At 47.6% G+C, this 26715-nt stretch carries 24 protein-coding genes; all 24 read right to left on the bottom strand.

The window, feature by feature from the left end; translation table 11 throughout:
- Positions 1-138 precede the first annotated feature (138 nt).
- The 24 genes from argJ to gmd all read right to left on the bottom strand — a co-directional run bounded on the left by argJ (position 139) and on the right by gmd (position 26675).
- Positions 139-1365 carry a bifunctional glutamate N-acetyltransferase/amino-acid acetyltransferase ArgJ gene (gene argJ, locus ACFSUC_RS10065; protein ID WP_379929621.1) on the bottom strand — a complete coding sequence of 409 codons (1227 nt, stop codon included), beginning with the start codon at positions 1363-1365 and terminating at the stop codon, positions 139-141.
- Positions 1366-1396: 31 nt separating this feature from the next.
- Positions 1397-2446, bottom strand: a complete 1050-nt coding sequence (gene argC, locus ACFSUC_RS10070) for an N-acetyl-gamma-glutamyl-phosphate reductase (protein ID WP_379929421.1) — start codon at positions 2444-2446, stop codon at positions 1397-1399.
- Positions 2447-2526: 80 nt separating this feature from the next.
- Positions 2527-3387, bottom strand: a complete 861-nt coding sequence (locus tag ACFSUC_RS10075) for a YitT family protein (protein ID WP_379929622.1) — start codon at positions 3385-3387, stop codon at positions 2527-2529.
- Between the two features lie 116 nt (positions 3388-3503).
- Positions 3504-4614 (bottom strand): peptide chain release factor 2 gene (prfB, locus tag ACFSUC_RS10080; RefSeq protein ID WP_379929422.1). Its coding sequence is split into 2 segments (ribosomal slippage): positions 3504-4541 and positions 4543-4614, totalling 1110 coding nucleotides; the frame shifts between segments, so codons are not numbered across the junction.
- Positions 4615-4635: 21 nt separating this feature from the next.
- Positions 4636-7146 carry a preprotein translocase subunit SecA gene (gene secA, locus ACFSUC_RS10085; protein ID WP_379929423.1) on the bottom strand — a complete coding sequence of 837 codons (2511 nt, stop codon included), beginning with the start codon at positions 7144-7146 and terminating at the stop codon, positions 4636-4638.
- Between the two features lie 179 nt (positions 7147-7325).
- Positions 7326-7895, bottom strand: coding sequence for a ribosome hibernation-promoting factor, HPF/YfiA family (gene hpf / locus ACFSUC_RS10090; protein ID WP_379929424.1), 570 nt, complete (start codon positions 7893-7895; stop codon positions 7326-7328).
- 342 nt (positions 7896-8237) lie between these two features.
- A complete protein-coding gene (locus tag ACFSUC_RS10095; RefSeq protein WP_379929425.1) occupies positions 8238-9665 on the bottom strand; it encodes a Kelch repeat-containing protein in 1428 nt (475 codons plus the stop codon).
- A 354-nt stretch (positions 9666-10019) separates the two neighbouring features.
- Positions 10020-10217 carry a cold shock domain-containing protein gene (locus ACFSUC_RS10100; protein WP_379929426.1) on the bottom strand — a complete coding sequence of 66 codons (198 nt, stop codon included), beginning with the start codon at positions 10215-10217 and terminating at the stop codon, positions 10020-10022.
- Positions 10218-10519: 302 nt separating this feature from the next.
- On the bottom strand, positions 10520-11716 hold the full coding sequence (gene pseC / locus ACFSUC_RS10105) for a UDP-4-amino-4,6-dideoxy-N-acetyl-beta-L-altrosamine transaminase (protein WP_379929428.1): 1197 nt from the start codon (positions 11714-11716) through the stop codon (positions 10520-10522).
- Between the two features lie 37 nt (positions 11717-11753).
- Entirely contained in the window at positions 11754-12701 is a 948-nt protein-coding gene (locus ACFSUC_RS10110) for a dTDP-glucose 4,6-dehydratase (RefSeq protein ID WP_379929429.1), read from the bottom strand.
- A gap of 52 nt (positions 12702-12753) precedes the next feature.
- Positions 12754-13557 carry a formyltransferase family protein gene (locus tag ACFSUC_RS10115; RefSeq protein ID WP_379929430.1) on the bottom strand — a complete coding sequence of 268 codons (804 nt, stop codon included), beginning with the start codon at positions 13555-13557 and terminating at the stop codon, positions 12754-12756.
- Entirely contained in the window at positions 13554-14960 is a 1407-nt protein-coding gene (locus tag ACFSUC_RS10120) for a DUF4910 domain-containing protein (protein WP_379929431.1), read from the bottom strand. Before ACFSUC_RS10120 ends, ACFSUC_RS10115 begins: the two co-directional genes overlap by 4 nt.
- Positions 14961-15005: 45 nt before the next feature.
- Positions 15006-16064, bottom strand: a complete 1059-nt coding sequence (gene pseI, locus ACFSUC_RS10125) for a pseudaminic acid synthase (RefSeq protein ID WP_379929432.1) — start codon at positions 16062-16064, stop codon at positions 15006-15008.
- The gene (pseG, locus tag ACFSUC_RS10130; RefSeq protein WP_379929434.1) at positions 16061-17158 is read right to left on the bottom strand and encodes a UDP-2,4-diacetamido-2,4,6-trideoxy-beta-L-altropyranose hydrolase; all 1098 of its coding nucleotides are present in this window, start codon (positions 17156-17158) and stop codon (positions 16061-16063) included. Before pseG ends, pseI begins: the two co-directional genes overlap by 4 nt.
- A gap of 1 nt (position 17159) precedes the next feature.
- Positions 17160-17894, bottom strand: a complete 735-nt coding sequence (locus ACFSUC_RS10135; RefSeq protein WP_379929436.1) for a cytidylyltransferase domain-containing protein — start codon at positions 17892-17894, stop codon at positions 17160-17162.
- A 10-nt stretch (positions 17895-17904) separates the two neighbouring features.
- On the bottom strand, positions 17905-19176 hold the full coding sequence (locus tag ACFSUC_RS10140; protein WP_379929437.1) for an acyl-CoA reductase: 1272 nt from the start codon (positions 19174-19176) through the stop codon (positions 17905-17907).
- Positions 19170-19985 (bottom strand): hypothetical protein, encoded by an 816-nt coding sequence (locus ACFSUC_RS10145; RefSeq protein WP_379929438.1) that lies wholly within the window; start codon positions 19983-19985, stop codon positions 19170-19172. Before ACFSUC_RS10145 ends, ACFSUC_RS10140 begins: the two co-directional genes overlap by 7 nt.
- Positions 19957-21093 (bottom strand): LuxE/PaaK family acyltransferase, encoded by a 1137-nt coding sequence (locus tag ACFSUC_RS10150; protein WP_379929440.1) that lies wholly within the window; start codon positions 21091-21093, stop codon positions 19957-19959. Before ACFSUC_RS10150 ends, ACFSUC_RS10145 begins: the two co-directional genes overlap by 29 nt.
- Positions 21094-22194, bottom strand: coding sequence for an iron-containing alcohol dehydrogenase (locus ACFSUC_RS10155; RefSeq protein WP_379929441.1), 1101 nt, complete (start codon positions 22192-22194; stop codon positions 21094-21096).
- Between the two features lie 4 nt (positions 22195-22198).
- Positions 22199-23659: a class I adenylate-forming enzyme family protein gene (locus ACFSUC_RS10160; RefSeq protein ID WP_379929442.1), complete on the bottom strand. Its 1461-nt coding sequence runs from the start codon at positions 23657-23659 to the stop codon at positions 22199-22201.
- Entirely contained in the window at positions 23659-23907 is a 249-nt protein-coding gene (locus ACFSUC_RS10165; RefSeq protein WP_379929443.1) for an acyl carrier protein, read from the bottom strand. Before ACFSUC_RS10165 ends, ACFSUC_RS10160 begins: the two co-directional genes overlap by 1 nt.
- A gap of 174 nt (positions 23908-24081) precedes the next feature.
- A complete protein-coding gene (gene pseH / locus ACFSUC_RS10170; RefSeq protein WP_379929445.1) occupies positions 24082-24621 on the bottom strand; it encodes a UDP-4-amino-4,6-dideoxy-N-acetyl-beta-L-altrosamine N-acetyltransferase in 540 nt (179 codons plus the stop codon).
- On the bottom strand, positions 24606-25574 hold the full coding sequence (gene fcl, locus ACFSUC_RS10175) for a GDP-L-fucose synthase (protein ID WP_379929447.1): 969 nt from the start codon (positions 25572-25574) through the stop codon (positions 24606-24608). Before fcl ends, pseH begins: the two co-directional genes overlap by 16 nt.
- A 12-nt stretch (positions 25575-25586) precedes the next feature.
- A complete protein-coding gene (gene gmd / locus ACFSUC_RS10180; RefSeq protein WP_379929448.1) occupies positions 25587-26675 on the bottom strand; it encodes a GDP-mannose 4,6-dehydratase in 1089 nt (362 codons plus the stop codon).
- Positions 26676-26715: the final 40 nt, after the last annotated feature.

Here is a 26715-nt window from a genome sequence, read left to right on the forward strand (position 1 = left end):
CTTGCTATTGCGTCATGTTTATTCCTGCTATTCCTTAATGACTCTCATTTGACTGTGATTCGCTCGTTGGTCGATGCTCTGTATGGCTAAATGAAGATTCCGTCATGTTATGCCTTCGAATGCTTTCGTACGCCTTCGTCAAGTGCGATATGCTGCATTGATCCGCACGTACTCATACGTCAGGTCACAGCCCCATGCCTTGGAGGCGTACTCGCCATCATGCAGATCCACTTCAATCGTGACGGTATCTGCTGTTTTCAAATATTCCGTCGCGGCCTCGTCATCAAAGGGTACGGGCCTGGATTTTTCCAGTACGCTAAATTCACCCAGTCGTATATCGACTTGTTCGGTAGCGACGACGACACCGGCTCGCCCGACACAGGCAATGATCCGCCCCCAGTTGGCATCTGCACCAAACAAAGCTGTTTTCACGAGACTGGAGCCCATGATGGTCTTGGCAATCGCTCTGGCTGCCTCCGTACTCGGTGCGCCGCTGACAGTCACCTCTACCAGTTTGGTAGCTCCCTCGCCATCTCTAGCAATCGCTTTGGCCAGTACTTCGGCCACATAGGCAAAAGCCTGCTTGAAGGCCAGCCAATCCGGATGATGCTCATGAAGTGGAAGATGCTCAGCCTGACCGCTTGCCATGGCTAAAACCATATCATTTGTACTCGTGTCTCCGTCTACGGTGATCATGTTGAATGTCGCATCTGTCATTTCCTTTAGCAAGGCGTGAAGCCCCGGCTCAGAGATGACGGCATCAGTCGTGATAAAGCCAAGCATGGTCGCCATATTAGGATGGATCATACCCGACCCCTTGGCTACACCGGTAATCATCACCGGTTGTCCGTCGATCGTCACGATCACCGAAGCGGTTTTCTTCACGAGATCTGTCGTGAGAATGGATTGGCAAAAATCTTCTCCCCCGTCGCGATTCAGCACTGCCGGCAATCGCTCGATGCCGGACATGACTTTCTCCATCGGCATCAGTTCCCCGATTACGCCTGTGGAGCTGACAGCCACCTGCTGAGCTGAAATTTGCAGGGCCTCGGCAAAAGACTCTCGCATTTTGCGGGCATCGTCCAATCCTTGCTTGCCTGTACAGGCATTCGCATTCCCGCTGTTGACAATGACCGCTCTCAGTCCTTCGCCTGCAGAGAGACTGTCACGGGTCACGGTTAAGGGAGCTGCCTGAAACAAGTTGGTCGTATACACAGCCGCTGAGACTGCCGGGACCTCACACACGATCGCACCCAGGTCATGACGCTCCGTTTTCTTTAAACCACAGTGCAATCCGCCAGCCAAAAAACCTTTCGGCAAGCGAAGCGGCTCCTCTGGCAACACCTGATACTTCTCCGTTTCCATTGCTTCATTCACCTTTCTCTTCTCCATGAAATTAAGGATATACAGGAGTAAAATCAAGGCCCAGACTCTCGTCCCAGCCCATCATCAGATTCAGGTTCTGGACGGCCTGACCTGCTGCACCCTTCACGACATTGTCAATGACGGACAGAATGGTGACCCGATTCGTCCGCTCATCCACTGCAAATCCGATATCACAATAGTTGGAACCCCATACTTCCTTTGTAGCCGGCCAGTTCCCCTCCGGGCGAATCCGCACAAATGGCTTCCCTTCATAAAACGACTGATAATAGTCGATAAAATCGGACACTGAACGCTTTTCCTGCAGCTGTGCATACATCGTACACAAGATGCCTCTGGTCATCGGAACCAGATGAGTGGTAAAGGTGGTCGTGATGGTCTGGCCCATCTGGTCAGACAGCACCTGTTCGATCTCCGGGATGTGCTGATGCTGATTGACTTTATATGGTTTGAAATTTTCGTTGATTTCGGCGTAATGGACATTCAGTCCCAACTTGCGTCCCGCACCGGATACACCGCTTTTGGCATCTATAATAATGGAATGCGGATCGATCCAGTCCGCCTTTAGAGCCGGAATGAGTCCAAGCAGTGCCGCTGTCGGGTAACAGCCGGGGTTGGAAATCAGCTTGCGGTCGCGTACTTGCTCTCCGTATATTTCCGCCAAACCGTACACAGCCTGCTCCAATATAGCCGCAGGTGCAGCCTCGTGCTTATACCATTGCTCATAAGTCGCCGCATCCTTAATACGCAAATCACCGGACAAATCAATGACTGTTAATCCCGCCTCCACCAGCTGGGGTACGAGCTTGGTGCTCACGCCTGATGGTGTTGCTGTGAATACGATATCGCATTTCTGTTGTATCAATGGAATATCCACCGGATCAAGCTCATCGACTAGCAAATGCTGCAAATGCGGAAAGCCTTCTGTAATCGGCGTTCCTGCATTGGACGATGAGATGACCGAGGTGATCTCTACATATGGATGTCTAAGCAGCAGTCTTAGCAGTTCTACGCCTCCATAACCGGTAGACCCTACCACCGCTGCACGTAATTTTGAAGTCATAACCGTTCCCCTCTTCCCATGCATAATATGTATAATTATACTTACCTCAGTATAATAATTCAATTGGTATTTTCACGTTTTTAATGGACGGCCTTAAAGCCCTCTCCCAGCACTTCTGTCGTGTCACTCAAGATAATAAAAGCATGGGGATCGACCGATTTCACCAGGGCTTTCAGCTTGCTCACTTCGGTCTGACTGACCACCACCATCAACACTTCACGCTTCGTTCCTGTGTATCCGCCATGCGCCGTCAATCGGGTCAGCCCACGGTCCAGATCCTCGAGCACCACTTTTTGAATATCGGTTTGCAGATCCGAGATAATGAACGCGACCTTGGAATAGGACAGGCCCATCTGTACGACATCGATGGTTTTGCTCGTGACAAACAAGCCGATTAAGGCATAAAGCGCCTTTTCCGGTGAGAATACAAATCCGGCGGTAAGAATGACGAGACCGTCCAGGATGGCAATCGCCAGCCCAAGGCTGAGCCCTGTATATTTATGTATAATTTGAGCAGCCAGATCAAGTCCGCCCGTTGAGGCTCTGCCGCGAAACACAATGCCCAAGCCAATGCCGATGCATATCCCCCCATAAAGGGAAGCCAGCAAGGGATCATGAGTCGGCGTCTCCCACTCACGTGTCAGCAGGACAAACAAGGGAAGGATCACGGAACCCACTGCTGTCTTCACTCCAAAACGGCGACCCAGCAACAGCAAACCTGCCACGAACAAAGGGATATTGATCGCCCATTGTACAACCGCAGGCTCCCAATTGAAATAGCTCCGAAGGATGATGGAAATGCCCGCCACACCACCAGAAGCAATTTCGTTGGGATTCAGAAACACATTGAAGCTGATCGCAATAATCGCTGCTCCTGAAATCAGGTACACATATTCAAGTAACAGACGCCATTTGGAATTCAGTGCAAGTGTGGCCGTCATTCTTCTCATGGTATAACTCCCTCTATCATTGTATTTCCATATCGAACTGCCGCATTCCTGTCTGAAAAATAAACATCCTACACATCATGTGTAGGATGTTCTGCTCCGGAAGCAATCTATTCACGGATGATCATTTTTCGCAAATAGGCATCAATAAACGTGTCCAGATCGCCATCCATTACGGCATCCACATTGCCCGTCTCTACCTGGGTACGATGATCCTTGACCATGCTGTATGGATGGAAGACGTAGGATCGAATCTGACTGCCCCAAGCGATATCCGATTGCTCTCCCCGAATGGCTGCCAGTTCTTGCTTTTGTTCCTCGATCTTTCTTTCATACAGTTTGGAACGCAGCATTTTCATCGCGCGTTCACGATTTTGTATCTGTGAGCGTTCAGACTGGCAAGTTACGACGACATTGGTCGGCAGATGGGTAATCCGCACAGCCGAATCGGTCGTATTGATATGCTGGCCGCCTGCTCCACTCGCCCGGTAGGTATCGATTTTCAAATCTTCGGTTCGAATCTCGATATCCCCGATTTCATCATCAATTTCCGGCACCACATCGCACGAAACGAAGGAGGTATGCCTTCTGCCAGAGGAGTCGAACGGGGAGATGCGTACCAAGCGATGCACGCCTTTCTCTGCTTTCAGATAGCCATAAGCATTGTAGCCCTTAATCAGCAGCGTTACACTCTTCACACCCGCTTCATCACCAGGCAAATAGTTGAGGACTTCTACTTTGAACTGCTTGTCTTCGGCCCAGCGGCGGTACATCCGCAGCAGCATTTCTGCCCAATCCTGAGATTCCGTCCCCCCCGCACCCGGATGCAGCTCCAAGATGGCATTGGTTTTATCATAAGGTTCACTGAGCAGCAACTGAAGCTCATACTTCTCCAGTCGTTCGGTCAGTGCCGGCACGCCATCTATCACTTCTTGGGCGGCGTCTGTATCCTGTTCTTCCTGTGCCAGTTCCATCATCATCTGCAAGTCTTCATAGCTGTCAAACAGCTGCTGAAACTGTTGGACCACTTCTTTGACGGCATTTGCTTCCGAGATGACTTTTTGCGCTGACTCGTTGTCATTCCAGAAATCCGGATCACTCATCTTGATTTCGAAGTTCTCGATTTGCTCAAGCTTGAGATCTAAGTCAAAGAGACCCCCTAAGCTGCTCTAATCGATCCCCAAGCTCACGCATTTCCTGCTTCACTTCTGCTTCAAACATGTGGCTCACCTCTTCATTGATTTACGCTCTGCCGCAGCATTGCTTGTATTTCTTGCCGCTTCCGCATACACACGGGTCATTGCGACCGATCTGCTGTTCGCGTCTGACCGGTTTTTTCGGCGCCGGCTCTTCCTTCGGATTGACAGCCTGACCTTCTGCCACAGCTTCACGCTTTACATTCTGTTCAACGACAGATTTAAAGATATATCGAGTGACTTCCTCTTGTACGGTTCCAATCATTTGCTCGAACATTTCAAAACCTTCGAACTGGTATTCTCTCAGCGGATCGGTATTGCCGTACGCCCGCAGATGAATCCCTTGACGCAGCTGGTCCATCGCGTCGATGTGATCCATCCATTTGCTGTCTACGGCGCGCAGGGTAACCACTTTCTCGAATTCACGCATCATCTCCGCGCCCATGGCTTCTTCACGCTCTGCATACTGGGTTTCTACCAATTCGGTAAAGTATTCGATGATTTCCTCTTTTTCTTTGCCTTTCAGATCAGCCGTTTTTACCTGATGATCTTCGTTCAGGAATGTGGCGTTTGCATAGTCTACCACGGCATCCAGATCCCATTCCTCAGGGATCACATCGTCGGCACAGTGAGCTTCGACAATTCGGCTGACGACAGGGGTAACCATGCCCCAGACGACATCGCGAATGTTCTCGGACTCCAGCACTTCCTTGCGCTGTTTGTATATAATCATGCGCTGCTGGTTCATGACATCATCATATTGTAGTACAATTTTACGAACGTCAAAGTTGTTGCCCTCTACCCGCTTCTGGGCAGATTCAATGGCTTTGCTGACCAGTCTGCTCTCAATCGGCTGATCCTCTTCAAAGCCCAGTCGTTCCATTACATTCATAATATTGTCTGAACCGAATCTGCGCATCAGTTCATCTTCAAGGGAAATGAAGAATTGGGTAGAACCCGGATCTCCCTGACGGCCTGCACGTCCGCGCAACTGGTTATCAATACGGCGACTCTCATGACGCTCCGTACCAATAATATGCAGTCCGCCAAGGTCATGTACACCTTCACCCAGCATAATATCGGTTCCCCGGCCTGCCATGTTCGTCGCAATGGTGACGGCCCCTGCCTGACCTGCCTGGGCCACGATTGCGGCTTCTTCCGCATGGAACTTGGCATTGAGCACCTGATGAGAAATCCCTTTTTTCTTCAGCATCTGAGCGATCAGTTCGGATTTTTCAATGGATACGGTACCCACCAGAACCGGCTGCCGTTTGGCATGGCGCTCGGAAATTTCTTCTACGACCATTTTATATTTACTGCGTTCGTTTTTATATACGGCATCTGCCAGATCCTGACGAATCATCGGACGATTGGTCGGAATGATGATGACAGTCAGGCCATAAATTTTATGGAATTCTTCTTCCTCTGTTTTCGCTGTACCAGTCATGCCCGACAGCTTTTGGTACATACGGAAATAGTTCTGGAACGTAATAGTCGCCAAGGTCATGCTTTCATTCTGAATCTTAATCTGTTCCTTGGCTTCAATGGCTTGATGCAACCCATCGCTATAGCGACGACCTGTCATCAGGCGACCGGTAAATTCATCAACAATGACCACTTGATCTTCCTGCACGACATAATCCACATCGCGCCTCATGATGACATGAGCCTTCAGTGCCTGGGTAATGTGATGATTGAGGGTCACATGCTGATGATCAAACAGATTTTCAATGCCAAACGCTTTCTCTGCTTTTTCGACACCTTCCTCCGTGAGCGTCACATTCTTGATCTTCTCGTCGGTGTTGTAGTCGGTGCCCCCTTGCAGTGTGCGTACGAAGCGATCAGCAGCCACATAAAGCTGGGTGGACTTTGCCGCCTGTCCCGAAATAATGAGTGGTGTTCTTGCCTCATCAATGAGAATGGAATCCACTTCATCAATGACGGCATAGGAAAGCGGGCGCTGTACCATTTGCTCTTTGTACAGCACCATATTGTCTCTCAAATAGTCAAAACCGAATTCATTGTTCGTCCCGTACGTAATGTCACAAGCATATGCCTGCTTCTTCTGTTCGTGGGAAAGGCTGTTCAGGTTGCATCCTACCGTCATGCCCAGGAATTCATAGACCTGGGACATCTGCTCGCTCTGTGTGGAGGACAAGTAGTCATTGACCGTGATAACATGCACGCCGTTGCCAGCGAGCGCATTCAAATAGGCCGGCAAGGTCGCCACGAGGGTCTTCCCTTCCCCGGTTCGCATCTCGGCAATTTTCCCTTCGTGCAACACCATTCCACCGATCAGCTGCACATCAAAATGACGCATGCCGAGGGTGCGTTTAGAGGCTTCACGAACGGTTGCAAAGGCTTCTTCTAGCAGATCGTCCAGGCTCTCGCCCTTCTCCAATCGGGATTTGTATTCATTTGTCTTGCCCTGAAGCTCTTCATCGCTGAGCTTTTGCATGTCCGGCTCAAGCTCATTGATTCGCTCCACTCTTTTGTATAAACGCTTTAGTTCGCGTTCATTTTGATCACCAAATATTTTCTTCACTAATCCAAGCATGGGTTGTCCCCTTTCAGCGTTCTTGCCGCAGCATATCCCTGTGTGTTCGATACACATACTTAGTTAGAATATTAACAGTTTGAACCAGTTGATTCAACAGCTTATATTTTGGAAGATTAGAGTAGGTCTACGTAGAAAAGCTTCACTCCCTCGGAGTGAAGCTTTTCATCAGCGCTCATTTATTTAGCAGGTTCGATAACCCCGTACTTTCCATCGTTACGTTTATAAACGACGTTCACTTCACTCGTATCCATGTTGGAGAATACGAAAAAGTTATGTCCAATCATGTTCATCTGCAGAATCGCTTCTTCTATGTCCATCGGTTTCAAGTCGAAGCGTTTGGTTCGAACGAGTTCGAAATCTTCTTCTGCGTCCGGCTCATGAGGGGCAACAGCCGTATTGCCGATCTGCTCATAATTTTCCTTGAACAGGCTCTTCATTCCGCCTTGCTGACGAACTTTGCGATTCACTTTCGTTTTATGTTTGCGAATTTGTCTTTCCAGTTTGTCGACCACCAGATCGATGGAAGCATACATATCTTGACCTTTTTCCTCTGCACGAAGCAGTACACCTGTAAGCGGAATGGTCACTTCAACAATTTGTACATCTTTGATCACGCTTAAGGTGACATGTACATCGGAAGTAGGGGGAGCATCGAAATATCTTTCGAGTTTGCTCAGCTTTTTCTCTACATATTCTTTCAAAGCTGCTGTTACTTCAATCTGATTACCGCGAATATGAAATCTCATGTGCAACTCCTCCTTTACTTGGCTCTATTGTATCATAGTCGAATAGGCGACTTCAAAAAATCTTTACGATTTTTTTGAGGTTTCTGTCCCTTTTCGTCCATTGTGTTACACTGCTCCCAACTGTGAATAAAATCATAGCTTGCAGCCTGGGACGTCTACCTCGATTCGTTTACTCTATTCATTTATATGAGAGACATATAGAGCCTCTATCCTCATACACAGGTTGGATGGGTTTGAATCTGCGCTTCCGAACTTTCCCTCATCTATATGGCACTCAATTATATAGCATTCAATCTGACTCATTTAAAAAAATCCCTGCCTGTGGCAGGGACTAATTTTTGATTATACAAATGTATACTCATTGATTTCAAAAAACATCATTTTGTCAAAAATAATATAGTCTGTTCTACTTATAAAGGGACCGATATTGCTGGTTTTTTGAATTTTGTAATAAGGTAATCCAATACCTGCATCCCGATTGCTATACCAGTCAAGGAACTGATTCACTTCAGTCATGGAAAGATCATATTCCTTTTCTAGACCATTTTGCATTGTAATGACCAATATTGCCCGATTGTCATAATTAGGCGTAGCTGAGACTTCATTTGAATAGGTGCTCTCTACTTGATCAATGGCTGTAACGACATAATAATACGTTGTGCCATTGGTGAGATTTGCATCTGTATACGTGGTGCCAGCTAATGAGGTAGCAACGGTTGTGTATGGTCCTCCGGATGTCGTGCTTCGTTTTACATTGTAACCTATCGCATCTGTTACCGCTTCCCAATTCAACACTACCTGCTGATTGCCGGCATTTGCTGTCAGATTAAGAGGAGCGTCCGGTTGAGCTACATAAGCATCCACCCGATCCAAAACATCTGCCCCATAACCACCGAATGTAATAATCTCATTATTCATTACAGCGGTTCCAAAACCTCTTTTTGCAATCGGCAAGTTTCCAAAGTTGGTCCAACTGTTGCTAGCGGGATTATAGCTTTCAATGGAAGTTAGATTACTGCCATTGTAACCACCGAGCACCAGAATTTGTTGATTATAAATGACTGCACTCATATTGCTTCGACTTGTAGATAAGCTTGATTTGGTTGTCCAAGTATTTGTGGCAGGATCATACATCTCCATGGTATTTACATAAGAACTTAAAGCCTTCCCACCCATTACATATATTTTTCCTGATAACACAACCGAATCCATATTTTCTCTAGGTGTTAGCATATTGCTCGCTGTGCTCCATGTGTCATTCTGAGGATCATAGATTTCAACAACATCTTGATATGTTTGCCCGTTTCCACCACCGATCACATATATTTTATTATTCAGCATAACTGCACTAGCTAAATATCTAGCTACTGTCATAGGAGTTAAAGTTGTCCATGTATTTGTGACCGGGTTATATTTTTCAACGGTGTTTAGGGGGACTTGAGGGGATACATTCGATGTTCCTCCAAAAACATAAATCTCTCCATTATAAACTGCAGTGTCTGCTTGCCACCTGGAAGTAGGCGCATCTGCTTTTTGTGTCCAAGTTTTCAAATTCACATCAAATTCATACACACTATTCAAAACATTTGTGCCATCATATCCCCCAATCACATAAACTTTATCACCGACACTGGCATAAGCGAAGTTTGTCGTCTTTTTCGGTAATTCTGTGAATGTAGTCCAAACATTACTTCCCGATGCTGAAGATATAAGACTGAATAATAACAGCAAGCTAAACAAAAATGGAATGATCACTTTTCTTTTTTTCATGTATACATCTCCTGTCAAATTTTAATCGAGTACTGGAATGAATGAGGCCGAAACTATCACTTCTTTCGGTAGTGAAAAAACCGTCGAGCATGTTTTTCATGAAGATTATGTATTTCCTTATGAACGAGTTCATTCCACCTCCTATTTCAGTATTGTGAACATAAATGTAGGGGACAACGTCTAAATAGTAAGGCAATGGTTTGGTTTTTTCAAGAAATTCCTTCCTTTAGTAAAGTCCAGAAATAAAATAAGGCTTCCCTCCTTGTCATAGCAATGACAAGAAAGGAAGCCTGTTGGGCTAATCGTTCAAAATGAAACCATCTATATCGGTACCTCTCATTTAGAGGATGATGATTACAATTTTATTACGTTAGCAGCTTGAGGTCCGCGAGCGCCTTCAACGATGTCGAATTCGACTTCTTGACCTTCTTCTAATGTTTTGAAACCTTCAGATTGGATTGCGGAAAAATGAACAAAAACGTCTCCGCCTTCTTCTGTTTCGATGAAACCGTAACCTTTTTCTGCGTTAAACCATTTCACTTTACCTTGCATGTAATACATTCCCTTCGTCTTCAAATACGTGAGTTTTGGGTATCCCACAATTTGAATATATCATTGGTCCTGTTTGATGTCAATGTCCTTTCCACGCCGATCAAGCCCAAAATTATCTGAAAATTCGACTATTTACATCTTCTTCTCAAAATGAAAGCTTGTTTTCATTGGTTATGCACAGATTTATCCACATTATCCACAGGTAGTTGCATCGGATTTGCACACAATGCGGGGGTCAGTTGTCCACATCAGGTTAACTTTATCCACAAAAAAAGACCCCTCTGTAGATAAAGGGGTCATGTCTACTTGTGATACACGAACGCTACTTTTTTAACGGCTTCAATGACATCATTTACATCCTCAGCTGTCATACCCGGGAAGATTGGAAGGGTCAGAGCGTGCTGATACCACTCTTCCGCTACTGGACACAGTCCCCTTGCATAACCGAGTTGCTCGTAATAAGGATGCCAATACACTGGAATATAATGGACATGTACACCGATATTTTCTGCTCGCAACGCCTCGAAAAATTCTCTCCTGGAAGCTCGGAATGCCTCCGGATTCAATTGCAATGAATACAAGTGCCATGCCGATTCTGTTTCCGTCAACTGCTTGGGCACAATGAGTCCGTCTATCTGTTCAAATGCAGTCGTATAAGCCTCGGCGATAGCTCTGCGTTGCTGAGTGAAACTGAACAGCTTTCTGAGCTGCGAGCGGCCGAGAGAAGCTTGGATATCGGTCATCCGATAATTGTAGCCCAGTTCCTGCATTTCATAGTACCAGGCACCTTCCCGGTCTATCACAGTTGCATCGCGAACGATACCGTGAGAGCGAAAGCTTCTCAGCTGTGAAGCCACGCTTTCATCGTGAGTCGTAATCACACCGCCCTCTCCAGCGGTCACTGGCTTGACAGGATGGAAGCTGAACATCGCCATGTTGGAAGATGACCCAATTGGTTGCCCCTGATGAGACGCTCCCAAAGCATGTGCAGCATCCTCAATCAACTGCAATCCATATCTGTTTGTCAGAGCACGCAAGGCTGTGAGGTCACAGGGCTGCCCCGTAAAGTGTACCGCCATAATCGCTTTTGTGCGAGATGTAATAGCCTGCTCAACGCTAGACGGGTCCAGATTATAGGTTTGTGGATCAATATCTGCGAATACCGGTCGGCCTCCACAATAAAGGACACAATTCGAACTGGCTGCAAAGGTAATGGGACTCGTAATGACTTCATCACCCTCTGTGATCCCCGCAACATGGCATGCGGCATGCAGCGCAGCCGTGCCGTTCGCAAAAGCGATGGCATCGCCAGCTCCCACTTCCTCGGCGACTGCTTGTTCAAATGCTTCAATTGCAGGTCCTTGTGTGAGATAGGGACTGCGCAATGTATCTACCACATGTGCGATGTCCTCCTCATCCAGCCATTGGCGTCCATATGGAAGCATGGTGCTTCGTATCGGGACACCGCCATGAATCGCCAGCGTGTTCAGATTTGTCATGACCAGACATCCTCTCTGTGATCCGTTCATTCCTGTTTCACGCACGGGTGAAACGTCTGATCCATTCTTCGGTTCTGCGAATCCCTTCGGTTAGAGGGGTTGTCGCTTCCCACCCCAGCAATTGCTTCGCTTTCTCCGGATTACAGAGCAGCTTCTGGATCTCGCTCTGTGGATGAATATGAGGAACATGCTTAATCTCGGAATGATCCTGTGCGATCAGTTGAGCGAGTTCGTTAATGGCTATGTCCTGTCCCGTTCCTGCATGTACGACCTGCCCATTTACGCGATCCGAGTATCCCGCTGAGACAACAAAGTCGGCGCAATCTTCGACATAGAGCAGATCACGGGTCTGAGTGCCATCTCCATATATTTGTATGTCTGCACCTAACAGCTTCTGATGAACGAAAATAGAGACTACGCCACCCTCACCGCTTGTCTTCTGATAAGGTCCATACGTATTAAAAGGTCTTACGACGACTGCAGGTAGGCCGTACGCATGAAAATAGGACAAAGTCATGCTTTCAGCGGCAATCTTGGCACCTGCGTATGGCGAAGCAGGCTTTACCGGATGTGCTTCTGTAAGGCCAGAAGCCTCGGTACAACGTTCATATACCATACAGGTACTCATTAGAACCATTTTGGTATGATGCTTTCTACAGGCTTCCAGCACGCAGAACGTTCCGACTGTATCATTCTGAAACGTGGTCTTTGGGTCATCAATCGAATCCTGTACGTTAATCGAAGCACCTAAATGGTAGCAAATTTCAAATGAATGTTTCGCAAACAGCTCATCAATCAAAGCCTGATTTTTGATATCCCCGATTACAACAGATTGAAGGAACGGATCTGAGCGGAATTCCTCCAAGTTTTTTTCACTGCCATTCGATAAATCATCGATGACAGATACTGCATGTCCGTCTTCCAGGAGTTTCTTCACGACCCATCTGCCGATAAAACCGGCTCCACCTGTCACTAATACACGCATAGACAATCCCCTTTCCTGGTAATCAGTATAACGCGTCCGAAAGGCCTGTGCACTAGAACGCTTTTACTAGCGGAGGTTGCTGGACAGGCAATTCGCCATCTAAAAATCGATCTACCATATCATTTTGAAAGGTGTTGTAGATCACTCGCAAATGTTGCGGGTGCCAATCGGCAGAGGTAAAAAGCTTGCCAGCCGATTTCTGTGGGATCGCAGATATCACATGTCCCGATCTGATTCGTTGCACAATTTCAATCAAATCCGCTACGACCTGGACCACGGCACGACATGCCACATCATGAATCCCGTCCCCGTACCTCAGATCCGGAACGGAATGATGAATGATATCTCCCCCATCCAGCTTGTGGGTCAACTGATGGATCGTCATTCCTGCCCAGTTGGGTTTCAGGAAGTAGAATGGCCAAAACAGCGTCGTATTGCCCCTGTACCACGGAGATAATCCGCCATGAATATTCCATGAAATCGGGGGGAGCTTTGCCAGCAAGGGAGCGTGAAGCATATGTACGCCATAAGTAAGTACCATGTCGGGTTGCTGCTCCGTCACCCAGTTTTGAACGGCTTCCGTATTGAGTGTTTCAGGACGACAGCGAAAAACTGACAGAGCATGCCCTTCTTCGTCAATGGATGGATCGGGAAACCAGGCCTTTTCTGTTTCTTCTCGCTCCTGAAAATGACGGATAAAATTTTGACGATCCTGCTCATGTAAATCATTTGGCGGCTGTGGAAGCATCGCCTCTCTTTCTTCCACTAACAGCGCATGCAGCAAACCGGCAGAAATCAGCTGATTGGCCACATATCGGTGACGAGGATGGGAACCTGTCATCAAAAGTACCTTCATATCTCAAATGGCTCCATTCGATTGGAATAGGGGCCTTTTAACAGACCCTTCTCGATCAGCAAGTGGATAACCGGTTGCAGATCATAGATGTTACCATGACTCTGGCACTTTTCAGCTATTTCCTGCAGGTTATGCTGTCCGTCCGCATAATTCAATATCGTCAATATACGATTTAGCTGCTTTCTTCCATCTACCAATTGATTGTTGGATTGCCTCAGTATTCCGTTTTGGTTCATATCCGGATACAAGCCATAACGGTCCAGCTTCACCTCGCCATAAGGAGATTGATTGACGTAATAACCATCCAGTTCCAGTCCCAGAAGAAGGTGCTCTATTTCGTCCGCACTCTTCACTAATGCGTCCATTGTCATTACTTCCTTCGTGTCTGCGGAGCTATGATATTCCGGAAAACTTGCATGCAGCATACGTGAAATTTGCCCTACTGGCAAGTTGAAACCAGGAGAGTTATATTGCCTTTCGTCAGATCCATAGTTTGGCGTAAACGGTCTCGTTCGATTTGGGGAGGCTTCAGAGGCAAACAAATGATGCCAGAGCAGGTCAAGTGGGGAATGACCCTGACGAGACTGCTTATAGCTTAATGGCTCTTGTCCGCCCAAACAGGTCAGGATCATTCCGGCATGCATCCTTGCTTTTAAACCTTTTCCAAACTGATGCAGATAGGCAATAGAGCCGATCGTCTCAGGTGCGAAAACAAATCGATACGTAAATCTCCGCTTTTGCCATCTGGACAGGCGTTGATACAGCATGGCCGCCGTAATAGGGCCGCTCAGTTCATTATTTGCCATGGATGGATGGCAAAGATAGGAGCTGATCAGAATTTCTTCCTCGCACTCCCCAGGAAGGATTGCATGTGCATAATTCATTTCACCTTCCACGAGCTCACTATCGATATGGGCATGATAACGTCCTGGTTTTAATTGATCATAGATGTCCTGTGTAAGACAAAATCCCCATCTCTCTTTGTAATAAGACGTGACATAGGGGATAGAATTCGGAAGGACAGGGTTTGTATACAGATGGGATTTTAATTCATCCAAAGTAAAATATCCATCTACCGGAATGCTATAGTTCAAAACATGCAGATTATGAGTGTCAAAGTCTGCAATGACTCGTCCTTGCGGATCGGTCAGAGTGGCTGATCGAATGCGCCATTCTTTCGGAACCTCCCAGTCAAATAGACGGGTCCCGCTCGCAACCGAAAAATGCTCCAGTGGCATCCATTCCGATAAAATGTCCAGGGACTGTCTTAATCCAGGGCCCGTAATACTCCTGCAAATGGGGAAGAGACGATCAAATAATTGCTCGATCTGCCACCGTTCCTGCTGCTTGTGGGAAGACGAAGTCAGGTCAATTCGATCTTGTTCTATAGATGGCCTTTGCATGGTCTACCCCCATTTCATTAACTTGATATCTGGTAAGCTGAAAACTCAGGTGTCAAATAAATCCCACGATACTGGTGTGCCTTTCGATAAACGCTTAGGTACTCGTCTGCCCAGTAGCTCTTCCATATATTTTGGAGCCAGACCCGCTCCCGGGCGGATGGCTCTCACGTGATCCTTGCTCAGTATTTCACCGGCTTCAATGTCTTGCACGATATATAAGGACCTGCGATGCTTAAGGGCATTCTGCTCCGCTTCAGTAGGCCCGTAATAAATATTTCCCTTGCTCTGCCATGCTCGCTTCGTCTCCTGAACAAGCGCGCTCATCTCCGAAGGCTCCATGGAAAACTCGGCATCTACCCCGCCATCAGCACGAGAAAGGGTGAAGTGCTTCTCAATGACGGTGGCACCCAGCATCACACTGCCGACTGCCGTACCGATGCCCATTGTATGGTCAGACAATCCCACCTGACATTGAAAGAGTGCTTTCATATGAGGGAGGGTCATCAAATTCGAATGTTCAGGTGATGCCGGATAGGTGCTCGTACATTTCAGCAATACAAATTGGGTACAGCCCTGTTCACGCAGTGCCCGGACCGTTTCGTCCAGTTCCGCTACTGTCGCCATGCCGGTTGAAACAATAACTGGCTTTCCGGTTTGTGCCACTTTGCGGATTAAAGGCAAGTCTGTATTCTCGAACGAGGCAATTTTATAGCATGGCACATCAAGGGATTCCAGGAAATCGACCGCGGTATCATCAAATGGGGTACTAAAAGGCACGATTCCCAGCTCTAGACACCGATTGAAAATGGGCTCATGCCACTCCCAAGGCGTGTACGCTCTCTGGTACAGATTGTACAGCGATTCACCTTTCCACAAATTCTGAGGATCCTCAATAAAAAAATCACCCTCATTGATATCCAATGTCATAGTGTCGGCTGTATAGGTCTGGAGCTTCAATGCGTGTACACCAGCAGCGGCTGCAGCCTCCACGATTTTCAGTGCCCGCTCCAATGAATGGTTGTGATTGCCCGACATTTCTGCAATAATAAACGGCTCATGGCTCTCGCCCACTTTATGGTCACCAATGGTTATGGTACGATTCATGGCTCCAACCCTCCGCTCAATATTTCTGTCACTTTATTCTGAGTACGTACGTGGTTACTATCCATCATATCCATACCCTTGTTCCGCATGTCCTCTCTCAACTCTCGATCCGTCATCAATCGATGCAGAGATGCAGTCACATCTTCAGAAGTCACAGACGCATGCCATCCCAGAGAGTGGATACCCCCCTGCTTCGCTGCAGCTTGTACGGATTCCACTTGATTGTCGGCCGTTACGGTAATCAGCGAAGGGAGTCCAAGATAACAGCGTTCCCACATCGCCACTCCTCCTGCGCCCAATGCCAGATGAGAGCTTGCCATGAAACGAGCCAATTGATTCGTTTGACAGATGTAGCTGGTGTTTAGCATCAATTTGCATCTGGTTTCGATCGTGCCTCTTGCTGGATTAGACGTCCCTGTCACCACTTGAACATGGAGCCGTGGTTGATCCTGGGCGACTTTCTCCACCGCATCCAGTGCTTTCATGGTTTCTCCAGTTGGATCACTGCCTCCGTAAAACACCAGCAAACGAAACGCATCTGAATCTGATCGCGTGACATCATGAAGTTTCAATTCTTTTCTCGCTTCGAAAAATTCCTTCCTTAATAACACAAAGCCGGGGCCCAGCAACTGCATACAATGTTCAGGTACAAGTGCCTGGTAACGGTGATCGGCATTCTGATGCAAGTTCTGATCCAAAAGCAAGTCACAATCATGCTTCCGGTTAGCCAGATCATCGATTACCATGATTTTTTTCGTGAACTTTCGCATCTCAAGTTCCCATACGATATCCAGCTGATAATGATCCACGACCAACCAGTCCCATTGATTGAAGCTGTCCGGCCTCCGTCTTTCCTGCATCAGGCGAGCGGTATGGACTGCATCAGATAGTGGATCAGAGACGGCTGGCATACTGGCGACTTCAAAGCCTTGTGATTCGAGCCAATCCATCATATGACCTGGCACACGCTGACAAATAAATAGCACCCTGGCCTCCGGCATTTTGCGAAGCACATCTTGTGCAAGTGCAGCACATCGCATCACATGTCCTGAACCTATATTTACAGAAGCATCCGTACGTATAGCCATCTGCATGTCAACAGACCGGCTTTTGCTGAATATGGGCATTCAAGCGAGCGACCTCAGGATGTTCCAGCAAATATTGTACAATCTGAGCAGAAGGAACTTGAACAATATCCGGAATATGTTGAGCCAACGTCTGGCACAATTGATAATCTTCCACGGTATCGACGGTCATTCTCAGATGAGGATGATGAAGAACGTCCGGCACATGCACGTATGCGAGTTTGAACTGCTCTGGATGCTCATAGGCATAGTAGGTGACGTGTTCACGATGACGGGCTTCCGTCCCCCGTTCATGTACGGCGAGCAATGCCGAATAACGCATCACTTCCACAGCCAACCCTCGGGGCAGATCGCGATCAAGTGAGATGAGATCCGCGTCTGTATGTGCGAGTACGCCCATCATTTTGTTGGCTAGCTGAACATCAAGAAATGGACAATCTGCGGTTACCCGTATCACCCAATTTGGTTGATACAACTCCGCACACGCCGCATATCTGGACAACACGTCTTCTTCCGAGCCACGAAAACAGGCCACCTGATTCATCTGGCACCACGACGATATCGCATCATCGGCAGGCAATACAGAAGTGGCCAAGATAACTGCGTCCCCATTTATTTGTCTGCATCGCTGAACCACATGGTCAAGGATGCTGGTTTGACCAAGGGACTTTAGTACTTTGCCCGGCAATCTTGAAGAGCCCATTCTGGCTTGTATAATAATCAACTTATCTACGCTCTTTTCCATAAGCAAGCCCTCACCCTTTCTCCACTGTGATCCAGCGAACAAATCGGTCCAGTACCAGCATGCCATCCCATGGCAATTGATAATGATGGGCTTTGCCGACGGGTACGATCCGACTCACTCCTTGAAAACGGACACTGTCCAGCAATCGCAGCATATCCTCTTCCTCCAGTTTGTGAGAAATTGTCTGTATGGAAGGAGGCAGAACGTGTCCAATTTCACTCATGTCCTTACTGGGATATACATGTAAAATATGCAAGCCCTCACCTGTTAGCGGCTCTAACCGGTCGTGGAAATGCAACGTCCATTCCGCTCCTTCGGAGACAAGCAACCGCTCCCCCTTCAGCCATGCTCGCGTCCGATAATGAACCACCTTCATCGTTTCCCCGGCATCGAAAGGCTGGGACACATGGCTGCGTAACGGTTTCTGTAAGGCTTCAGCCAGTCGCCCCCCAGCATCCAGAGAAACTTGTTTGTCTCCTTTTACAATCAAGGCATGCGGAGACGAGCACGCCAACTGATTAAATAACAGCATATCTTGAGCAATCCTAGTCCAGTCTGCTGTATCCATTTGTGCAGGATCGATTACCGCACAGCTGTATTTGGGTCCGAATATCAATGTTTCACTCTCTGGCTTTCCCGGCAGAGAGGATACAGCATGCACAGCTTCCCTGCCTCCCCAAGCTACACGCACGTCGCATTGAGCGGCTACCTGTTGATTCCATATCGTATCCTTTCCAGGATAGGAGACGACCATAACAGACTCTGACATGACTTGTCCGGCTTGTCCGCACTTCGAAAGCTCAGCAAGAAAAGGGCTGATATAATCGATTTGTCTGCTGCTTAATTTCACAATCGAGTGATTTTTCGTGAGTATTGCCTGGATAACAGAGATAAGACTTAACAGAGGGACATTTCCAGCCATCCAGTGACCGATCATGCCTCTGGGAACGGCGGTAACGCTCATCCCCGTCAAGTCCACCACCTGATCAAGCACCTGCTCGTGACGCAGACCTCGTTTCAAGAAACTTCGCAAAGAATCCGGGTGGATAAAGGTTAATAAATAGGCCAGGCCCACATGGCGAAGTTGACGATGGACGGGATGTTTGGGAGATGCCAAGCGCTGATAAAGCGTGTAGAAAGCTTCGACCATGTCGTTGAACTTCAGGTGCCGCACTTGACGCGGTTGCTGTCCAAAATGCTGAAGCCGCTGCTTGAATTCCTCATCGGACAGGGGTTGTTCCTGCTGCGTTCGCCCCTCTATAAAATGAATGGCATTTACCATCCCAGCGTCACCCCTTCCACGGTTTCAAACGGCCATACAGGTGGAGGTTCCCATGCTTCAGCCTGTTTGGACAGCGGCTTATACAAGGGAGTCCACATCTCGGTTTGTGCCGGATTCTTTTCTGTCATTTTTCCACTGATTCCCTCACGGGTTCTGGCCATATAATGAAAGGTCTTCTCATTGAGCTGCACTGCTTCTGCCATGAAATCTTCAACGGGAGAAAGCAGCCATTGACTCTCTGTGAACCAATAGTGCCTTTCCTGGCCTTTCATATAATGATATCTTCTTGGAGAAGCGAGGAACCGCCAAGCTTCATAAATAGAAGGATAGTCTGAGTTTGAACAGGAGGTTTGCTGGTCCGCCAGGCTTGGAGATAGGCTTAGCCTCTCCTCTCCTCTGGCATTTCCGTTCGTTTGTGCCGCCTGATAAGTTCCGAAAGGCTGCCATCCCAGTAATCGCTTCACTGGTCCCATTTTGTTATTTGCAAACGCCATTACGGCATCCAGTTTGGCTTCATCTCGTGCCCAATGCAAAGCGTGCTCCAACATGTCAGCTATAAATGGAAGGGTCGTCCTTTCCGGATGAAAGATCCCGTCCACAGCGAAGGCTACCCTTGCTTTCGGCTTGAAAGGCATTTCAATCATGGCATAGTGAGCATAGAGGACCCCTTCTTCTTCGGCCACCCAGCTCATTTGGACCGGCGCCTGTTTCTTCCATTGAAACAAGGATGGATCAAACTGAAGTCCCCGTGCCTCATATAAGGTCCGAACTCCCTCTATATCATTTGGCATGTAGCTTCGTATCTGCACCCATTATCTCCTCCGCATACACATCCCCGCATCCGCGTGCCTCAGCCTTTGGCGCCCGGCCTTTAAATCGGAATGCTTTTCCCTTCCTTCCACATGGGCACTCATCGGTCCCCACCCATTCCCCGAGATCATCGGTCAGTACCGAAAAGTTAGGGGAAGAAAGCGGCAGCAACGAAATGAGCTGAATGAGTCCCGTTTCCCCGACTGGCAATGGTTTCAATGTGTGAGGGGCCCTGATGATGACATCAGCAAAGTAAGGAACATGTTTATTTCCTGCTGAACAATCCGGATACACGACGCCCGTTTGTTCTACTAATCCATAGAAATCAATGACCTGAGAAGGTTCAATGCCCCAAAACTGAGAGATTTGCTGGTTAAATGTTTCTTTGTGCACACGCATATGCTCCAGGCGTTTCCAGCCTCCGCTATGAATCAGAAACGTTTGGGAATCAAAGCCCTTCTGCGCCTCATACAATGTCATCAACTGCTCATGGGCCTGATGAAGCAGATAGGTAAATCCATAGGCGATGAATTGTCCCGCTTCTCTGGCTGCTTGCAGAGCCTGCTCGAATCGCTCTGGATTGAGTCTCAGCTCACCGTGTATGTCATCCATAACAAAATGAAATTCCGATGCATAACCCATTAAGGACATGATCGCAGCTCCTCGAGCGGACATTACCTGCTTGCCACGTGCAGTTTGCATGGTATCAAAGATAATATAAGGTCTGCGTTCCACGCCTATATGATCATTCCAAATGGCCTGCAACGATTGACGTTGTCTGGCAGAGGTTCTCTCATCGATGAAAACCTGTGAGGGAACACCTGAGGAAGTGCTGCTGGACTGTACCGTCTTCATTTTCACATCTTTATTCGCAGCGGTTTTTAATTCAAATTCCTTAAAGATGGATGTCGGCAGAAAAGGAAGGTCCGTCAATGCTGCATATTGTCCGTCTCGGGCCTGAGCCTCTACCAAATGACGGTACGGTTTGCAATGCTGGACATGCCACTGAAGCAAATGCCGAAATTCCTTCAACAGATAGGTTTCTTTCTCGGCCTGTTCCATTTCGTAAGGCCTGACTTGTTCCATCAAGCAATCATGTATAGACATTTATATCTGATCCTCTCCGGTAAACCACCATGTCTGCAGCCATGTGTCTAGCTCTTGTCTGGATATGTACGCAGCATTTGTACGGAAGCATGGGTCCAATTGAATACGCTTGAGCATCTCCTCGCGATTCATTTGCATCTGATCAACAGGCCGAAAGGTTCCGACTGTCTGCTTGGTTTTTTCCTCCAGCCAGGCTATCCCCTCTATGGCATCCTCAAATCCACACGCCTGCCAAATGGAATGAAATTTCTCCTCCGCCTTCGTCATATGAAAGCGTGTCACGCTTGCGATGATTCGACCACATGCTTCTCCATGCCATTGCTTTCGATGTTCAACCTGATGCGCAAGGGCATGAATCAATCCCGCAGAAGCCACACTTTGCGCCTTTCCAGCCAGCACACTATTCCACTGTAAGTCCGAACTTGCCGATTGCTTACTTTCCGGAGCAGGTTCCAATCTTGTGCTGGTCAGTTTATCCACGTGTTCTTTGCAATTTCTGATAGCATCCAGTGACAATCGCTTGCTGGCCGGCGTAGCCAGAGGAGACACATAGGACTCCAGTGCATGGGTGAATACATCCCATATCCCGTTCCACAATACCCGATCAGGAGCAGTTGCCACGATCTGCTCATCGAGCAGCACTTCATTTGGCAGTAAAGAAGCATGATGCAGCGGAACTTTTTGACCATCAATGGTCAGTACAGCCGTCTCACTGACTTCGCTGCCGCTTCCTGCCGTACTTGGAATGGCGGTTAACCGATACGGATGACTTTCATTATATGTGATCCATTTTCGCTTCCTTAACTGCGCCTTGCCCGCTTCATCCAAACGACCCAGTCTAACGGCCAGCTTGGCTAAATCAAGCACCTTGCCGCCGCCAAATGCTATGATCCATTTGCTTCGATTCTGGTACACCCATTCCTGAAGGGCTACCAAGGTGTCCCAATCTGCAGAATCAACAAGAAAACAGGATCGTTTAGCTAATACTGGATATTGATGCTGTAAGGAAGGCGAGGTAATCCATATCGCTTCTTCTACTCTCATCATTTCCACCACGACGTCTTTCACCTGGCGGATACGAGGCCATTGAATCATCGACATTTCTTTATTCTCCTCTCCATCGACTTCGAGCTTCGAGGCGTTTCGGTTTACCGCTGTCGGTAAGGGGGATGGCATCCCATGCTTGTATGGTTTTCGGAATTTTATATATTTCAAGCTGCTGTTTACAGTGTTTTTTCATTTCTACTTCCAGCTTTGCTGTCCAGATTACGCCCTCTTTTAGGACAACTGCGGATACGACTTTCTCGTGTGTCATGTTGTCCGGGACAGCAAATACAATGCACGCCTGAATAAGAGGATGCATAAGCAGGACTTTCTCTACTTCCGCGGGTGCCACTTTTAAGCCATCTACGTTTATTTGCTCTTTCAATCTGCCGCTCACGTACAAGAAACCGTCTTCATCCATCCATCCAATATCCCCTGTCGCAAACCAACCATCTGAGAGAAAGCTGTCTGCATGATTCAGGTAGCCCATCATGAGATTGCGTCCGTTCACCTGTATTTCAGAGGTTGTCGCATCCAGTCGAACGGCAACTCCCTCGGGTGCCTGGCCTGCGCTCGACAGCTTGTCAGGAAAATCCCTGTAGGAGATATAGGTGGTTCGGCTCGCCTCTGTCAGACCGTAGTACATATAGATCCGGGTATGAGGCAATACCTCCAACAGCTCCTGTACAACTTCTTCCTCGATCGGCGCGGTATTAATGATGATGTAGGACAAATGACGGCAGGTTTCTATAAATTCCTGTTTATACATAGACAGCAGCACTTTAATCAAGGCTGGTGTTGCAGGCATACCTGTGGCCCGCATGTTTTTAATCCGTTGAAGCATATGCGAGATATGTTGGGCAGATTCGTGGAGTATGATCTGCGCACCGAGCAACACATAGCTGTGAATGTGACCTAATCCAAACGAATGGGTCAGCCTTAACACGGTCAATTCCCGATCATCTCTGTTCATGCCAGACCACTCAATGATTCTCTCAGCTGTGAACAGGATGGAAGAATGGGAAAGCATCACCCCTTTAGGAGCTCCGGTTGTGCCACTGGTATACATAATTAGAGCGGGGTGATTCTGGTTGTCTCCCTCCTGAGTTGATGCATCTTCATCCCATGAAATATCCCTGTATACTTTATTGGAAGGAAAAACAGCTGTGGAGACTGCTGAATCTTCAACAAGTTGCTTTCTTGCGCTGTGCAAAATCAATTTGGGCTGCGCATCTGCCACGATTTGCACCAAAACGCGTGGTCGGCAATCGAGATCTACTGGAATCACGGTAAGACCTAAACACCAGCTTGCAAAATACGCAAGGAGATACTCCAACTCATTTCCAAAACATAACACTACCCTGTCTCCGCGTGACAAGCTAAATGTCTGTTTCAGATAGGTCGCTGCACGCCGCACTTCATCGCTGAACTGCCCATAGCTGATGTCTTCTCCCTCAAGCGCAATGAAAGGGGCATCCGGCTGATTCTGTGCCTGTTCCACCAGCTTGTGCCAAATGGTCATTAGATCTCCACACCTTTGGAGCGTAGGTACGCTTTGATATCCCCAATAGTGTGTATGCGAGTCACTTCTTCTACACTCATATGATGATGAAAGGTCTGATGAAGTGCAACCGCCATGGAAACGGTGGCCAGACTATCCCAACCTTCAATTTCCTCGGGACCATTGTCGTCCTTGTATTCTTCTTCTTCCATTAGAAATATATCCATTAAAAGCTGCTTAAGCTGTTCATCGGCTGTCAACTTGTCCATTTATTCCTTTCCTCCTGTAAGACCATATGGTTTTCTATCTATATATCGGCATCCCCGACTGAAAAATTCAGCATGAACCTTCTATGTTTCGCCCCTATTATACCACACGCATCTGCGAGACCACCCTACCTGCACCATCAAAAAAAACCAGCGACAATCTCTGTCTCCGGTTCTTCACTCTTCAAAGGAGGCCTCACAATCTCCATACCGCTTCCCTAGCTCTTTCCACTGCGTATCCAGCATTTCGAATACATAAACATCATGATAGTTCCCGTACTTGTAAATATGATCGCGAAGGATTCCCACTTCCCGACATCCTTGCAGGAGATGGATCTTTCGTACATTTTCGTTACCTTCCATCACCTCTCCCATTACTTTTTTCATTTGGAGTTGATGAAAGGCATAGTTGTATACGTATGGAGCCAACATGCCGCCGATCAGGCGATGTTTAGCTTCCCCTATATAATAAGCCCAGCTGCATCGACGATGATGCCAGTCAATATGATTCAGGGACACCACCCCAATCAACTCATTCTGAATAGAAATGAGCCAATATTTGTGAGTGGAGTCCTGTTCCACGCGATTAAACCATGCAGTATGCTTCTCCATATCAAAAGGAACGTCAGTGAACATATATTGAGTCACTTCCGGAAGTGTGCGCCATTGTAAAACCTGTTCCAGGTGCTGCTCTTTCAGTTTTATGAATCTGAGCATGACAGTTGCTCCTTGTGCACGGCATGTTTCATATACCACTCATACGTTTTTCGGACTCCGTCCTCCAAGGAAGTCTTGGCTGTCCACCCCAGCTTCTCCATTCTCGACACATCCAGCCATTTTCTTGGGGTACCGTCCGGTTTGTCTGTATTGAATACCAGATGCCCTTCATATTGAACAATCCGTTGAATCAGTTCTGCCAGTTCACGTATCGCAATGTCCTGACCTGTTCCAATGTTCACAAATCCGTCTATCTGCTTACGATCTGCATGCTGCATCAGATAGACACATGCATCAGCCAAATCATCGGCATACAAAAATTCCCTTCGAGGAGTACCTGTTCCCCAGATCTCTACCGATGGTTGATCATTGACTTTAGCTTCATGGAATTTTCTTATCAAAGCCGGGAGTACATGAGACTGCTGCAAATCGAAGTTGTCGTTTATCCCGTACAGATTCGTCGGCATTACAGAGAGGAAGTCGGTGCCATACTGCTTGTTGTACGCTTCACACATCTTGATTCCGGCAATCTTGGCGATGGCATAAGGTTCGTTGGTAGGCTCCAGGATACCCGTCAATAAATGTTCCTCTTTCATCGGTTGCGGTGCGAATTTTGGATAAATACAGGAGCTGCCCAGAAACAACAGCTTGTTCACTCCATAGGTGTAGGCGGCGTGAAGGATATGGGTTTGAATGGCCAGGTTATCATAAATAAACTGAGCCGGGTAGGAATCATTCGCCTGAATGCCGCCCACTTTGGCTGCCGCAAGGAATACATATTCCGGTTTTTCATGCTGGAAGTATTGCGTGACGGCCTGCTGATCCCGCAAGTCTAATTCAGCACGGCTGCAAGTAAGGAGATGATCATAGCCATCCTGCTGTAATCTGCGCATGATGGCTGATCCTACCAGGCCACGATGTCCCGCCACGAAAATTTTAGCTCGTCTGTCCATGATGCAGCTCCTTTACTCATAATAATTGCGAATCGGGAAACCTTCCCTTTCCACCACGATGTCTTTTTGTGCGCTTTCCAGATCAGCCTGCACCATCATTTTGACTAATTGAGAGAACGTCATTGCCGGTTCCCATCCGAGCTTTTCCTTCGCTTTCGCCGGGTTTCCCAGCAACAACTCTACCTCAGTGGGACGGAAATATCGGGGATCAACTTCCACGATAACCCTTCCGGTCTTCTTGTCTATACCCTTTTCATCTACACCGCTGCCTTGCCACTGTATGTCTATATTCAACTCGTGAAAAGCTCTGTCTACAAATTCTCGTACCGAATGCGTTTCTCCCGTTGCAATAACAAAGTCTTCGGGCGTTTCTTGCTGCAGCATCAGCCACATCGCTTGCACATAATCTCCTGCAAATCCCCAATCCCGCTTCGCGTCGAGATTCCCCAGGTACAGCTTGTCCTGCAACCCGAGCTTAATACGAGCGGCTGCGCGAGTTATCTTGCGTGTGACAAAGGTTTCCCCTCTTAACGGTGACTCGTGATTGAATAAGATCCCATTGCATGCATACATGTTGTAGGCTTCCCGATAATTGACGGTAATCCAGTAACCATATAGCTTCGCCGCTGCATAAGGACTTCTTGGATAGAAAGGTGTGGTCTCGCTTTGTGGTGTTTCCTGTACTTTCCCGTATAACTCGCTTGTTGATGCCTGATAGAATTTTACCTTCTCCGTCATCCCGAGGATGCGGATTGCTTCCAGCAGTCTCAATGTACCTAATGCATCCGAGTTTGCTGTATACTCCGGTGTCTCAAACGAAACCTTGACGTGACTCTGTGCTGCAAGATTATAAATTTCGTCTGGCTGGGCTTCCTGAATGATCCGGATTAAATTTGTGGAATCCGTCATATCTCCGTAGTGGAGAAAGAAATGAACATTCTTTTCATGACGGTCCTGATACAAGTGATCAATGCGATCTGTATTAAATGAGGAGGCTCTTCGCTTAATGCCGTGCACTTCATAGCCTTTGCTCAATAAAAATTCGCATAAATAAGCTCCGTCCTGTCCGGTTACACCGGTGACCAGTGCCCTCTTTTTCACTTTCTATCCCCTCCAACTAATGCACGAACGCGTTCAAGTA

It is taken from the genome of Marinicrinis sediminis (genome assembly GCF_042685085.1).
Classification (GTDB): domain Bacteria; phylum Bacillota; class Bacilli; order Paenibacillales; family KCTC-33676; genus Marinicrinis; species Marinicrinis sediminis.